We start from the raw sequence: 14442 nt of genomic DNA, 5'->3' as shown, positions 1-14442 counted from the left end.
CAGCCCGAAGCTGTCCTGGCTGAGAAACCAGCCTATCGTGCCAGCTGCGCGGCCAGCTTCCGTCCAAACGCCCGGGGGCAGCCGCTCGGTCAGGGCCGCGAGACGGCCTTCGACCGGCAGCGCGGTATTGACCAGCAGCGCATGGATGGCCGGGTGCCGATCAAAGTCCGGCGCGACGGCCGCCATCAGGTAGACGAACGCCCCCAGGCTGGCTTGCCAGGTGAAGCCGTAACAGCGCGCCCGCGCCAGGCCGAAGCCGATCAGGCGGGTCAGCGTGATTGGCGACAGCCGGGCATAGGCCGGATAGGTCTGCTGGATATGCCGGCACAGGGTGGCGCGGAATCGCTGTTCCTGGTGCTGGTCGAGCAGGCTGAGCTGATGGGGTTGGATCGTCAGCATGCGGGAGCGGTCGGGAATAAGAGCTTATTGAGCGGGGCGTTTGGGGAGGTCCGAGAGGTGTTGTCCATCACGTGTTGTCCATAAGGTTCGGGTCGATAGCGTTTTTTAGTCTAGCTCAAATTCGGCAATTTAAAAAGGGTAATTGTCTAAATGCTTCTATCGCAAATGATTCAACAAGCATGACGCAGCCAACTATCGGTTGTCTATTCTGCTGTGAAAACAGAAAAATGCGGGACTGCTTGAATATGACCCTCTAGCTCCAGGAATCTTGTACGATAATTAAAGTCTAGGAACCTGTCGGATTTAAAAAGCAAAAAAAACGTAAGACATTGATTTTGAAAAATAAATTTTTTAACAGCTTTTTGTTAGGAAAATATTTTTCAAATTATTTCAATGTCTTACTAATCCTGATGAATCATAATCCGACAGTCTCCTAGCGCTATGAGGAAGGTAAATATGATCAGATTGATTTATGCAAGCACAGCGTTAAAGGACTGGAGTGCCGAAGACCTGTTAGGGCTTTTGAAAACCTGTCGTACCAATAACAGTGCCCGGGATATCACCGGTGTCCTTATTTATTTACGCAGGACTTTTTTTCAGATCCTGGAAGGCGAGGATGAAACTGTCAACGATGTTTTTGAAAAAATCCGGAATGATAAACGCCATAAAGACGTTACCCTGCTGGAAAAAAGAACCATTGATGAACGGGAGTTTCCTTACTGGAGCATGGGGTTCGAAAAGCTGGACGACTTCGATTTGACCAGTATCAAGGGCTTCAGCCACATTCTCGACAAGGATTTTACCCCGGAGGGCATCGCTTTAAACAAGGGCATTATCAGCCCGTTAATCCATCTTTTGCGCGGCAAACTGATCCGGCATGTGAGTGAGGTAAAGCACGAAGAATTGCCCATGGATCATGAGGATCCGGTCATTCAATTATTGCACCGCACGATTCGCTCAGGGGTCAAGTTTCTGGCGTTATTGATGGTTTTTGTGATTCTGCTCGGTATTGTCGATGTCATTTATGTAATTTACGAGAAAATGATATCGCCGCCTTTTTTGCTGATGACCATCGATGACATCCTGGATACTTTCGGCGCCTTCCTGGCCGTGTTGATCGCCATTGAAATTTTTCTGAATATTACCTTGTATATCCGCAGCGATGTGATTCCCGTCAAGCTGGTGGTGGCAACCGCTTTGATGGCGATTTCGCGAAAAGTCATTGTTTTCGATTATAAACACCTGTCCAGCGAGTATGTCAGCGCGTCGGCCCTGGTTGTCGTTGCATTGGGCGTCACTTACTGGCTGATTCAAAAAAAGGAATAGACTCGGAGGCAAGGGAAAATCAGTGCTTCCGGACGAAATCAAGGCATGCTCGGTCGTTTTAGCAACGGCAAAAAATTCAATTTCCATGCCAAAAACAGGTAAGATGAAAAAGGAATGCGAAAAACCTATCAACCTTTAGCTGAACGGAATGGTTATGACAGGCAAAACAGATCCTCTTTATCTACTTTTGATCAGTGTTCACGGCCTGATTCGAGGTCATGATCTAGAACTCGGCCGCGATGCCGACACTGGCGGACAAACCAAATATGTCGTCGACCTGGCCCGTGCTCTGGCGCTTCGGGAAGATGTCGAGCGTGTCGATCTGGTAACCCGGCAAATTATCGATCCCAATCTCAGCGCCGATTACGGCGAACCGTCTGAGACGCTTCAGGGCAAGGCTAATATCATCCGGATTGCCGCCGGTCCGGACGGATATTTCCGAAAAGAGGAACTCTGGGATTATCTGGATATCTTCGCCGACAATCTGCTGCAATGGCTGCATCAACAGCCGCGCATGCCCGATGTGCTGCACAGCCATTACGCCGATGCCGGCTATGTGGCCATACGCATTGCCCACCTGACCGGTATCCCGTTGATTCATACCGGCCATTCGCTGGGGCGCGACAAGCGCGGCAGGCTGCTGGCCATGGGGTTGCACGGCGACATGATCGAGCAGCGTTACCATCTGTCCCGCCGGATCAATGCCGAGGAAGATATTCTGGCCAATGCGGAGCTGGTCATTACCAGCACGCACAACGAAATCGCCGAACAATACGAGCTTTACGATTATTACCACCCTGAGCGCATGGTGGTCATTCCGCCCGGCACCGATCTGGACCAGTTTCATCCGCCGAACGGCTCGGAGGAAAACACGGCGTTTAACGACAGTCTGGCGCGCTTTTTAAACAAACCCGAAAATCCCATGATCCTGGCGCTCTCGCGCCCCGACGTGCGCAAAAACATCACCACACTGATCGAAGCGTACGGCGAATGCCCGGACTTGCAGCAACTGGCCAATCTGGTCATTGTGGCCGGGAACCGTGATGATATCCGTGAAATGGACGAGGGCGCCCAGTCCGTGTTGACGGACATTTTACTCCTGATCGATTATTACGATCTCTATGGGCGTATCGCCATCCCCAAACATCACAGCCAGGAAGAAGTGCCGGCTATCTACCGTCTGGCGGCTTCATCAAAAGGCGTATTCGTCAACCCGGCATTGACCGAGCCGTTCGGCCTGACCCTGCTGGAAGCGGCCGCCTGCGGCCTGCCGTTAGTCGCGACTGAAAACGGCGGCCCGGTCGATATTATCGGCAATTGCCATAATGGCCTGCTCATCGATCCGCTCGATAAGCAGGCGCTGGCCGAAGCGCTGATGACGATCATCAGCGATCGGCAGCAGTGGCAGACCTTTTCCGAAAACGGCCTGGCCAATGTGCGCCAATATTATTCCTGGCAGGCCCATGCCGAAAATTACCTGAATGCCATCAAGCCGTTGCTCGGCCAGCAGATGCCGCTGCCCAAAATCTCCCGGCCGCGTATTTCCCTGCGTTACCAGGACCGGGCCATCTTCAGTGATATCGACCAGAGCCTGCTCGGAAATCCGGAAGGCTTGCAGGAGTTCGCCCGCTATATCCGCGACAAGCGCCGGCACTTCTTTTTCGGCATTGCGACCGGGCGCCGGCTCGATTCGGCCCTGGCGGTGCTGAAGAAACACCGTATTCCGACGCCGGACGTATTGATTACCAGTCTCGGCACGGAGATTTATTACACGCCGCATATCACCGCCGACACGGCCTGGGCCCGGCATATCGATCATTACTGGAATCCGGGCGCCATTCGCAGGATTGTGGGCGAAATACCCGGGCTGACCCTGCAGCCGAAGAGCGAACAAAGCCGCTACAAGATTTCATTCCAATACAATTCCGACATCGCGCCGCCCCCGGATGAGATCAATGCACGGCTGCGTCATGAGGAACAAGTCGTCAACGCCCAGCTGTCTTTCGGACAATATTTCGATATCGTGCCGGTGCGCGCTTCCAAGGGCCTGGCTTTGCGCTATTTCGCCCAGCAATGGAATATTCCGCTGGGCAAGATACTGGTCGCCGGCGGCTCAGGCGCCGACGAGGACATGATGCGCGGCAACACGCTGGCCGTGGTCGTGGCCAACCGGCATCGCGAGGAACTGTCGCAGCTCGATGAACTGGAACGGATCTATTTTGCACAACAACCTCATGCCTTGGGCATTATCGAAGCGATAGAACACTATGACTTCTTCAACAATAATGACTGAACGACTGTTAATCTGTACCGATCTGGACCGCACCCTGCTGCCGAATGGCAGCGCGCCGGAGTCGGCCTCGGCCAGAGCGCTGTTCAAGGTCCTGGCTGAGCGCGCGGAAGTCGTGCTGGCCTATGTCTCGGGCCGGCACAAGGCCCTGGTCGAGCAGGCGATGGCCGACTACCGGCTGCCGCGGCCCGATTTCGTCATCGGCGATGTCGGCACCAGCATTTATGCGATAACCGCAGATGGCTGGCGCGAATGGCCGCAGTGGGCGGAAGCCATCGCGCCCGATTGGGCCGGCCGGGAGCACGACGATATGCAACGGTTGTTTGAGCCTTTGGCCGGCCTGACATTGCAGGAAAGCGCCAAGCAAAACCGCTTCAAGCTCAGTTACTATGTGCCGATCGAGATCGATTTACCCCGGTTACTGGCGGCCATGCGCGACCTGCTGGCGCAACAGGCCATTAGGGCCGATCTGATTTACAGCGTCGACGAGGCCGCGAACATCGGATTGCTGGATGTGTTGCCGGCCAGCGCCACCAAATTCCATGCCATCGAATTTCTGATGCGGGAACTGGGATTCGGTATCGAAAATACCGTCTTCGCCGGCGACAGCGGCAACGACCTGCCGGTGTTGACCAGCCCCATCCGCTCGGTGCTGGTGGCCAACGCCAGCGACGAAGTGCGCAAGCAAGCGCGGGAACTGGCCAGGCAACACTCGACAGACAGCGCGCTTTATCTGGCCAAAGGCGGTTTTATGGGCATGAACGGCAATTACGGCGCCGGTATTTTAGAAGGTGTCGCGCATTATTTGCCGCATACGGAACAATGGATGAAAACTGATGACTAACAAACCTATTAACCTGTTCGGCGAAGTGCTGTTCGACCATTTTCCCGACGGCAGCTGTGTACTGGGCGGTGCACCGTTCAACGTCGCCTGGCATCTGCAGGCTTTTGCCCAGGCGCCGCATTTTATCAGCCGGGTCGGCAAGGATCCGCTGGGCGATGCGATCGCAACGGCCATGCAGGCCTGGGGCATGGATTTGTCGGGCCTGCAACGCGACAGCGAGCACCCTACCGGGTCGGTGCAGGTCATGATTGACGACGGTGAACCCCGTTATGCGATCCTGCCGGCCCAAGCCTATGACTTCATTGCCGCCGATGAGCTCGATACCGAACACTTTGGCGGCCTGCTATACCACGGCACGCTGGCGGTACGGCACGAAGTCTCCAGACAGGCGCTGGCGGTCTTGAAAGCCAGGCATCGCGGCAAGGTATTTCTGGATGTCAATCTGCGCGCGCCGTGGTGGGACAAGGCCGAGGTGCTGCGGCTGCTTGACGATGCCGACTGGGTCAAGCTCAATCATCACGAACTGGCGGCGCTGCAAGCGGTTTCGGGCGATATTAAAATCGATATGCGCGCGTTTCAGTCGGCTCATGGCCTGGAGGGGCTGATCGTGACTTGCGGGGAGCAGGGGGCGCTGGCGATTGATGCGGCGGGAAACCAGGTCGATGTGGCGCCGTCGCCGGCCTTACAGGTCGTCGATACGGTCGGTGCCGGCGATGCCTTTGCGGCGGTTTTGCTGCTCGGGATTAACCGGGGCTGGAACTTGCGGCTGACGATGGAACGTGCGCAGAGTTTTGCTTCGGCATTGGTCGGCCGGCGCGGCGCTACGGTTCAGGATAATAATTTCTACCAGCCATTTATCGATGCCTGGGCGTTAACCTAATTCATTTAAAGAGAGAAGCATGTACGAACAGATTTCCCATTCATTACTGAATGAAATTCTTAGCGAACTGGAGCCGAATATTCACGAGCGACGACAGGAACTGCAGCATTTTTATACGCGCCTAGGTGCCAATTTCTACGCCATCCATATTCTTTTCGAGCTTCTCTACGGCCAGCGGGATGATTTTAAATACCAGATGACGCGCCTGGTTGAGACGTTGGTGAAGAAATACATGAATCGTTCAAGAAAGCTGAAGGAGCTTGACCTTGCCCGGGAAAAGGATCACAACTGGTTTTTAAGCCAGCAATGGGTCGGCATGGCGCTTTACAGCGCCGGCTTCGCCGGCAATTTACACAATCTGGCCGAGAAGACGGCTTATTTTCAGGAGCTGGGCGTCAATCTCGTGCATATCATGCCGATCCTGAAGTGTCCGGTCGGTAAAAGCGACGGCGGCTATGCGGTCAGCAATTTCCGTGAAATCGACGATCGGGTCGGCTCGCTGTCCGATCTGCAGCTGATCGCCGACGAATTCAGCAAGCGTGACATTCTGCTGGTGCTGGACGTGGTCCTTAACCACACTTCCGAAGAACACGAATGGGCGCAGAAGGCCATGGCCGGCGACAAAAAATATCAGGATTACTACTACATTTTTGACAACCGCGAAATTCCCGACATGTTCGAGCAGAGCATGCCGGAGGTTTTTCCGGAATCCAGTCCGGGCAATTTCACCTGGAACGAGGCCATGCAAAAATGGGTCATGACGGTCTTTCACGATTACCAATGGGATCTGAACTACAGCAATCCTGCCGTCTTTATCGAGATGCTTGATGTCATTTTATTCTGGATCAACCAGGGCGCCGATGTCATACGGCTTGATGCGGTGGCCTTTTTGTGGAAGAAAATGGGCACCACTTGCCAGAATGAACGCGAAGCCCATCTGCTGCTGCAATTGATGAAGGACTGCTGTCAGGTCGCGGCGCCGGGCACGCTGTTTATCGCAGAAGCCATCGTCGCGCCGGTGGAAATCATCAAGTATTTCGGCGAAGACGCCATCATCGCCAAGGAATGCGAGATCGCCTATAACGCCACATTGATGGCGCTGCTATGGGATGCGGTCGCCACCCAGAACGTCAAATTGCTGCATCAGGGCCTGAAAAGTCTGCCAGACAAGCTCGAGCGCGCAACCTGGTTGAACTATGTGCGCTGCCATGACGATATCGGCTTGGGATTTGATGATGCGGATATTGTCGCAGCCGGCTATGAGCCTTTCGCGCATCGGCGGTTTTTAATCGAATTTTATACCGGCAATTATCCAAGCTCTTTCGCCAGCGGCGCTCCGTTCATGCGCAATGGCAAAACCGGCGATGCGCGCATTTCAGGCTCACTGGCTTCGCTGGCTGGACTTGAAAAAGCAACCCGGACCGGCAATGAACAGGAAATCGCGGCCGCGATCGATAAAATCCTGCTGCTGCATAACCTGATCCTGTCCTTCGGCGGCATTCCGCTGCTGTATTATGGCGATGAGATCGCGACATTCAATGATTACAGTTATCTCAATGACCCCGAGAAATCAGGCGACAGCCGCTGGATACACCGGCCCAAAATCGACTGGGAGCGCGCGGAGCTGCGCAAGAAGCAGGGCACTATAGAGTACACGCTGTTCACGGCGTTAAAGAAAATGATCTCGATACGCAAGGAAACCGCCGCCTTTGCCGATTTCAACAATCGCTATCTGGTCGATACGGACAACGAACACCTGTTCGGTTTCATTCGTTTCGACCACCACCGCCCGTCGGAACGCATCCTGGTACTGAGCAATTTCAGCACCGAACCGCAGTTTCTTGATCTGCAAACCCTGGCTCACACGGGCTTCGGCTCGTCCGGCCAGTTGACCGATTTATACTCGGGCAAACGGCCGACCATAGAGGATGACAAGCTGATTCTGCAGCCGTTCCAGTTTTACTGGTTGAATGAATATTGAGGGATCGGCAATAAGATAAGGCGGAGGCGAATCGGTATCGGTTCCCATGGAGGGGCATGGGAGCCAGGGACTCGGTCTATGCAGGCAGGTGTTCCATATTAATATAGAGTTGTACCCAGCTCAGTCTCCGTATGGGTTCCCACGGAGGAGAGGCTGTGAAAGAATTAGTGAAAAACGTCATAAAAAGCCTTATTCACCACGAAGATCACGAAGGACACGAAGAAAAAATTAAGTTAATCAATAGCTTAAAACTTCGTGCTCTTCGTGTCCTTCGTGGTTAAATCCTTTAAATTGAATACTTTCACAGTCTCAGGACCGTGGGAACCAGGGCAAGCGCTACTCTCTCCTCGTTCCCATGCTCCTGCTAGTGATACATGCGTTCGAAATCCGCGACATTGAATCCGTCCATGCGCTTGTTGCCGACCAGAATAACCGGGACTCCGTGACCGCCAAGCCGATCATACATCTGCTTGGCGCGTTGGTCTTTTTCAATATCGTATTCCGTAAAGGCGATGCCATTGTCTCGAAAATAATTACGCGCTTTTTTGCAGTAAGGGCACCAGCTCGTGGCATACATGATGACGTCCTCGGTTGTTTCATCGGCGGCGGGTTCATGGGCTGATGGAGTGATAGATCCGGCGCGTTTGACAGTGATCGACACTTCCTCAACATCGTGACTTCTGCTCGGGGCGTCACTGAAATGCGTTTTTCCCGAAGCATCCGTCCATTTATAAACTTGAGCGGAACTGGTGTTTGCAAGAAAAATCAAAATCAATAACAGCGGTTGCTTAAAAAAAGGGCTCTTGCTTTGCATAAATTATTAGTCAAATGAATGGAAACGGGCTGACGGATAACCGCTCAGGTTAATCCTTGTTAAAAAAGCTGAGTATTTTTAGGATTAAATTACTTGGCTTGGTCGGCGTTTTTTCCCATTGAGCCAATGCAACGCTGATATTGTCGCAATGCCGCCCTCCATGCTGCAAAGCCATGTTCACGAGTTGCTCAGGGCCGTCCTGATCCACTGGATGCGCCTGAAGAATGGCCGGGATCTGATCTTTTGCAATGGCGGGCCAGAGGCCATCGCTGCAGAGCAGAAACATGTCGCCAGGTTCCAGGGTGTCGGCATGAATATCGGGGGCCTGTTTTTTAATGCCGCCCAGGCGTTTATAGAGCTGATTTTGTAAAGATCTGGCTTCCAGGCTATTTTCCTTTATGGCGTCCTGATCGATCATCAATTGCCGCACTGAATGATCCAGCGTCTGATGGATCAACCGGCCTTGCCGGTAATGATACAGGCGCGAGTCGCCGACATGGGACCAATAGGCCCGAAGCTTGTCGATATATAGCAGGACACAGGTGGTGCCGGGTGCTGAAGAAGCATCCGTCCCAAGCTGGTTAATCCGGTCATGGGAGTGACTGCAGATGTCCTCGAGAAACCGTTCGGGGTCGCGGATTTTGTTGTTTTTGAACGCCTGTTCAGCGGTGTCCACGACAATTTGCGCGGCCTGATCGCCATTGGCAATTCCGCCCATGCCGTCAGCGACAACCAGCAGATGCCTTTTGCCGTTTTTGGCATGGAATAGGCCTATGCGATCCTGTTGCTCGCTTCGCTTACCTATGTTGATTGCTTGTCCGAATTTCCAGGACATCAGTGACGTCTCCTTAATTGTAAAGTTGTCATCCGTTCTTTAATCAAAGATGGATTTGATTTTTCCGAACAGGCGCCCGGGGGCGTCCTTGAAGGCATTGGTTTTTTTTCTGAGCGCTAATAATCGGGATGACGTCGGATTAATAGCCAGACCTTTATTAATATTTGTTCTGGCCGAACTGTAATCAAAACGGTTCAGATTGGACTCAGCCAGATCCGCATAGGCATTCGCGACTTTAAAGCGGCCCTGCTGTGCTTCGGAATTGTTGGGGTCCAAAAGCAGGGCTTCATGAAAATAGAACATGGCGTTATGTCTTGAAGGTGAAGTCAGCCTGAAAGTGCGCAGCGCCTTTTGCGCTTCGGAGAGATAACTCTCTATCTTCCCTTGCATAGCCGCGAACAAGGAAGCGGCGCGTTGTTTTCCCTGGTTTGCGATAGTGTTATCAGGGTCCAGATCAACTACCTGATTGTATACGTCGTATGCCTGTTTCAGCGTTGGCAGGGACAAATCCGGCGTGCCCAGCAGCATTTCCGCTTGCGCCAGCAGCTGTTGAATCCTGCTTTCGTCCAACAAAACGGGAGCCGTCTCGGGTGTGGCGCTTTCATCCGGGGCGGTATCGGCTAAAGCGAGCTCTGGCGAGGCCGGCCTGGTATCAGGATAAGCATAAAAATAGAGCGCGGCCGATAACAGGACAACGCCTGTCAGGCCTGGCCATAGGGCCTTGTACAGGCGTTTGCTTGATAAGGTTGCGGACAGCGGGCTGTCAACCTGTGCCTTGGCTTTTTTCTCAGCGGCGGCAATGAGGTTGCCGAGCTTTCGGGTCAGCGCTTGAGGGGAGGCAGGGTTCCGGCGTTGTTCAAGAAAACTGACCAGCTCGGCGGCGGAGCCAAACCGGTCATTGGCATCCCGGGCAATCATCAAGTCCAATAACGGCTGGTATTTTGCCAGGTTTTTAGGCAGGGGCGGGGCCTCGGTCGTCAAATGCGCGATGATGATTTCAATGGGGGAGTCGCCCAGAAACGGTTTCTGGCCGGTCAGCATTTCGTAAAAAATAATGCCGAGGCTATAAATATCCGTTCTCGAATCGAGGGGCTTCTGCCCGGCTTGTTCCGGACTCAGATAATAAGGGCTGCCGATAGCCGAGCCGTCCATCGTCAGTGAGGCATCGGCCTGTAGCTGTTTGGCCACGCCGAAATCCGTCAGGACCGGCGTGCCGTTTTTTCTGAACAGGATGTTTTCAGGCTTGATGTCCCGGTGGATGATGCCTTTCTGGTGTACAACATCGAGACAATGCGCAATCAGTTTGATCAGCCGTATCGCTTCATCCGGCGGCAAACCGGCAGCGATGCGCTGTTTGAGATCCCCGCCATCGATATATTCCATGGCCAGAAAGCATTGGCCATTGACCTCGCCCAGGTCATGAATGGTAATAATGTTGTGGTGATTCAATGAGGCGATGATCCGGCCTTCATTGAAAAACCGCTTGATCTGCGCGGCAGTATCGAATTTTTTCAGAATTTTTAACGCGACGGGACGGTCAAGGGATTTCTGCGTCGCTAAAAAAACAGAAGCCATGCCGCCTTCGCCTAACAGCGTCTGGATCGTGTAACCGGGAACCTGGATAGTCAATGTCGGGTTTTCACTGTTGCATAAAAGGAGTTAACGCCCTTGATTGGCGACTCATCATTTATTGGTGAAGTGAAGCTTTATGCCGCGGATTTCGATGGAGTCGCCGGGCTTGAGTTTTACCCTGCCTTTGATCGGGGTGCCGTTATGGCGGGTTTTGCCACGTTTTTCCGGAACCAGATAATAACCGTCGCTTTGACGAACGATTTTGGCGGCGATTTGAGGCGCAAACCAGCCGCCGGTCTGGAGGTCGCAATCCGGAGATTTGCCGACGCTGAAGCGGGGTTTTGATAATCTGAATGTCCGGCCGGCCATGGCGCCGCTTGAAACTTCAAGGCAAGCGTTATTAGCCTCCTTCTCCTTGAGCAGGGTTTCCAGTTTGGAAACATCGACTTCCACCGTAGCCGACTGATTGCTTTTTTCGATGCTGGCTGTCGAATCCGGCGTTACGACGGCGACCGGCAAATCCACCCCTATGAAGCGCAGCCTGTGCTTGAAAATAATGATTTCATCGCCGAACTTCAATTCTTTCTTCGAGATTCGCTCGCCGTTGACATAAACGCCATTTTTGCTGTCGAGGTCATGAATGGTGTATTGATCGCCGTTCTTGATGATCTCGGCATGATTGCCTGAGACGCCGGCGTTATCGATGACCACGTCATTGTCCTGATGACGGCCGATACGAGTGATGAGGGCGCTCACTTGATGTTTGGATTTGAGTTCGTCGTTAAAATAAATATTCAGGTAGCCCATGGCGGAGGAATTTGTCTTGCACAAAAATAGGAACTTAAAAGTATAGGATAAAAATGATGTTTTGACCTTTGTCCGCCTCCAGACCGGGAATAAAAACAGCCCGTTCAGGTAAAAAATGAAGCAGACGGGACTTGTCGGGCATTCGCAATTTCTGTGACAGGAGGTCGCGAATGTGAACAAACAGGCCAACATATTTACTGATGTTGCCCCGGATATTTCATGAAACCAAAGACGACCCCGCGAATGCGGTCGTTCGTGTCCTTTGTGGTGAAATAGTCAGGTTACTGAAGACGGCAAATTCGAGAAAAGAGCCGGTCAGCCGGTCCCGCGCGCATCGATCAACTCCGCATAGCCTTCTTTATAGCCGGGATAGCGGAACTGGTAGCCCAGCTCTTTCAGGCGCCGGTTACGGCACTGTTTGTTCATGACCGCATCGCCGCCTGTCGCCCCGGCGACAGGCGGCGCGCAATGCAGGCGTTCCGCCAGCCATGAGACGACTTCCCATAGCGGCGCGGGATCATCGTCGCTGGCCAGATAACAGGGTTCCAGTCTGCGGCCCGCCAGTCGTTGATTCAGAAGAAAAGCCAACACGTCCACGCAATCCTGCTGATGGATGCGGTTGGTGAAATAGGGCGGCTCTTTTTGAATGACGGGGGATTGCGCGGCTTTTCTCAGCAGCGATTCGCGGCCCGGACCGTAAATGCCGGAAAAGCGTACGATGACCGAATCGGGGCTTGATGCGATCAGCCGTTGTTCGGCCCCCCGGATCAGCCGGCTCGTGATCGCCCTCGGTTCGGCCGGCGAGTCTTCATCGACCCATTCGCCCCCGGTCTGCGCGTAGACGCCGGTGGACGAGACAAAAAACCAGGGGCACCGGGGCAGCCTCGTCAGCAGGCGGTTCAGGCCGGTCTCGTATACGGCGCGATAGTCCGACTCAGTGCGGCCATCCGGCGTGACGATGAAAAACGCCTGGTCGAAATCCGCATCCAGCGCATCGAGCCCGGCGCCGGTCGCGATGTCGGCAGCTGCAAAACGGATTCGGTGGTCATGGGATGGCGGGCGGCGTTTGAGGCCGGTCACCTGATGGCCTTGATCGGACAGCACATGAGCCAGGCGCATACCCAAATCGCCGCAGCCGACAATCAGTAACTTGGCCATGGCTATAGCTGATTGATCAGCCGCAATTCCTGAGGGTAGGGCGACAGGTAATAGGATTCATCGATATAGGGATCGGGCGTTTTACGGAAGTGGTGCTTCAGCAACGTCAACGGCACAATCAGCGGCAGTTCGCCCTGGCGGTATCGTTCGATGATTTCGCAAAGCTCGGCTTTGTCGTCGGCGCTCAGCTCTTTTTTCAGATAGCCCTGGATATGCTGGAGGACATTGACATGGTTGCTGCGGCTGGCGACTTTCCGGAGCGTCGTCATCAACAGCAGAATATACCGGTCGGCAACCTGTTCGATATTGTCCTGGGCGGCGCCGGCGAGCAACTGGCCCAGTTCGCGGTAATCGCCGTGGCTCATGATGATCAGCTTATGCCGGGCATGAAAACGGGTCAGGCTGCGTGCCGTCAACCCTTCCGCCAGCATCAGTTTCCAGCGGTACAGCACATAGATGCGCTGGATGAAATTCTCGCGCAGGCCGGCGTCGCCCAACCGGCCTTCTTCTTCCACCGGCAGCAGCGGATTATTGCGCATCATGGTTTCGGCATAAATGCCGACGCCGTCCCGTCTGGGGATATTGTCGGCATACACCTTGACCCGCTCCATGCCGCAGCTTGGCGAATCCTTTTTCAGAATATAGCCGCATAAATCGGCATGCTGCGCGGCCAATTGCCCGGCATGGTCGCGCAATCGCTCCGTCACGTCGATTTCGGGGTTTTTAATACCGATGCAGCGTATCTCGCCATTGACCCTGACCAGGTGAATCGTCGGGCGCGGCGTGCCGAGGCCGATCTCGACTTCCGGGCAGAACGGCCGGAAGTCGAAATATTCGCTGAGCGTGCCGGTGATATAGGCATCCCGTTTATGACTGCCGTCATAACGGACGTTGTGACCGAGTAAACAACTGCTGATACCGATGGGAATTTTTTTCATGACATTTATCATTCAAATAGCCTGGACGGGGGAGCGGTGTAAATCGGCAAGGGATTTCGGCAGGCCGGCCTAGCCAATCCGGCTTAGGTCTCCGATTGTCATTGACACCATTGATCTTCGCACGGGACGCCGTCATGGTCGCCGTCCGTTTCCTGATTTGGGCAATTTTGCAAAAAGAAAGTTGCTTCTTCGCAAGAAGTCATTTGCGGGCAACGGTTCCGGCCGTCGCAGGTGAATCCGGAGTTTTTCGATGATGCGCCGGTATCGGCATGACGGTCCGCAGCGGCTATTTGAGATGACGTTTCGCCAGCGGTTTCGTCAGGCAAAGGCAGGGATCTGATGGCATTAAGGCTCGCATCTTCCCGGGGCGCGGTTCTGGCCTTTAATTTCATGGTCCAGTCCGAGTCCTTGTCTATTGAAAACTGTTCTGCGTCCTGGGCGCATTTCGAGGTTGAATAGATCGTTTTGCCGTTGACGACGCATTTATAAGCGGCGTGAACGTTCAGAGTGAATATCGATAAGAGGAGTGTCAGTAATAATTTCATTTTTTTATTGTAATCAGTCGATGAGCAAGAGCCGCCCTCGGCATGGTTTTAAA

14 protein-coding genes are annotated in these 14442 nt (G+C 53.7%); 6 read left to right on the top strand and 8 right to left on the bottom strand.

Translation table 11 applies throughout. The annotated features are described in order from the left end of the window. Positions 1 to 399: hypothetical protein (locus tag METMA_RS27645; RefSeq protein ID WP_027147569.1), on the bottom strand; the 399-nt coding region annotated here is incomplete at its 3' end. A gap of 456 nt (positions 400 to 855) precedes the next feature. On the opposite strand from METMA_RS27645, the gene METMA_RS0123505 reads away from it, so the two are divergent. The 6 genes from METMA_RS0123505 (at position 856) to METMA_RS28115 (ending at position 8001) form a co-directional block, all read left to right on the top strand. Next, positions 856 to 1725: a phosphate-starvation-inducible PsiE family protein gene (locus tag METMA_RS0123505; protein WP_020161578.1), complete on the top strand. Its 870-nt coding sequence runs from the start codon at positions 856 to 858 to the stop codon at positions 1723 to 1725. A gap of 148 nt (positions 1726 to 1873) precedes the next feature. After that, positions 1874 to 4018: an HAD family hydrolase gene (locus tag METMA_RS0123500; protein WP_020161577.1), complete on the top strand. Its 2145-nt coding sequence runs from the start codon at positions 1874 to 1876 to the stop codon at positions 4016 to 4018. After that, the gene (locus METMA_RS0123495) at positions 4011 to 4859 is read left to right on the top strand and encodes an HAD-IIB family hydrolase (protein ID WP_020161576.1); all 849 of its coding nucleotides are present in this window, start codon (positions 4011 to 4013) and stop codon (positions 4857 to 4859) included. The genes METMA_RS0123500 and METMA_RS0123495 overlap by 8 nt, the downstream gene beginning before the upstream one ends. Next, positions 4852 to 5739 carry a PfkB family carbohydrate kinase gene (locus METMA_RS0123490; RefSeq protein WP_020161575.1) on the top strand — a complete coding sequence of 296 codons (888 nt, stop codon included), beginning with the start codon at positions 4852 to 4854 and terminating at the stop codon, positions 5737 to 5739. The genes METMA_RS0123495 and METMA_RS0123490 overlap by 8 nt, the downstream gene beginning before the upstream one ends. 19 nt (positions 5740 to 5758) lie before the next feature. Continuing rightward, positions 5759 to 7720, top strand: a complete 1962-nt coding sequence (locus METMA_RS0123485; protein ID WP_020161574.1) for an alpha-amylase family glycosyl hydrolase — start codon at positions 5759 to 5761, stop codon at positions 7718 to 7720. Between the two features lie 155 nt (positions 7721 to 7875). Next, the gene (locus tag METMA_RS28115; RefSeq protein WP_255360584.1) at positions 7876 to 8001 is read left to right on the top strand and encodes a hypothetical protein; all 126 of its coding nucleotides are present in this window, start codon (positions 7876 to 7878) and stop codon (positions 7999 to 8001) included. Positions 8002 to 8084: 83 nt separating this feature from the next. On the opposite strand, the gene METMA_RS26055 is transcribed toward METMA_RS28115, so the two are convergent. The 7 genes from METMA_RS26055 to METMA_RS25540 all read right to left on the bottom strand — a co-directional run bounded on the left by METMA_RS26055 (position 8085) and on the right by METMA_RS25540 (position 14389). Beyond that, positions 8085 to 8495 carry a glutaredoxin family protein gene (locus tag METMA_RS26055; protein WP_198014610.1) on the bottom strand — a complete coding sequence of 137 codons (411 nt, stop codon included), beginning with the start codon at positions 8493 to 8495 and terminating at the stop codon, positions 8085 to 8087. Positions 8496 to 8583: 88 nt separating this feature from the next. Then, positions 8584 to 9369, bottom strand: a complete 786-nt coding sequence (locus tag METMA_RS25555; RefSeq protein WP_020161572.1) for a PP2C family protein-serine/threonine phosphatase — start codon at positions 9367 to 9369, stop codon at positions 8584 to 8586. A gap of 39 nt (positions 9370 to 9408) precedes the next feature. Continuing rightward, positions 9409 to 10998 (bottom strand): serine/threonine-protein kinase, encoded by a 1590-nt coding sequence (locus tag METMA_RS26050; RefSeq protein WP_020161571.1) that lies wholly within the window; start codon positions 10996 to 10998, stop codon positions 9409 to 9411. A 54-nt stretch (positions 10999 to 11052) separates the two neighbouring features. Then, the gene (locus METMA_RS0123465; RefSeq protein ID WP_198014608.1) at positions 11053 to 11772 is read right to left on the bottom strand and encodes an FHA domain-containing protein; all 720 of its coding nucleotides are present in this window, start codon (positions 11770 to 11772) and stop codon (positions 11053 to 11055) included. A 291-nt stretch (positions 11773 to 12063) separates the two neighbouring features. After that, positions 12064 to 12906, bottom strand: coding sequence for an SDR family oxidoreductase (locus tag METMA_RS0123460; protein ID WP_020161569.1), 843 nt, complete (start codon positions 12904 to 12906; stop codon positions 12064 to 12066). Between the two features lie 2 nt (positions 12907 to 12908). After that, entirely contained in the window at positions 12909 to 13844 is a 936-nt protein-coding gene (locus METMA_RS0123455; RefSeq protein WP_027147568.1) for a YbgA family protein, read from the bottom strand. A 98-nt stretch (positions 13845 to 13942) separates the two neighbouring features. Further along, positions 13943 to 14389 (bottom strand): excalibur calcium-binding domain-containing protein, encoded by a 447-nt coding sequence (locus METMA_RS25540; RefSeq protein WP_020161567.1) that lies wholly within the window; start codon positions 14387 to 14389, stop codon positions 13943 to 13945. Positions 14390 to 14442 lie beyond the last annotated feature (53 nt).

Origin of the sequence: Methylobacter marinus A45 (assembly GCF_000383855.1) — a bacterium.
GTDB lineage: Bacteria > Pseudomonadota > Gammaproteobacteria > Methylococcales > Methylomonadaceae > Methylobacter > Methylobacter marinus.
Note: the sequence above shows the minus strand (reverse complement) of the source record. Positions and strands in the feature narration are given on the sequence as shown.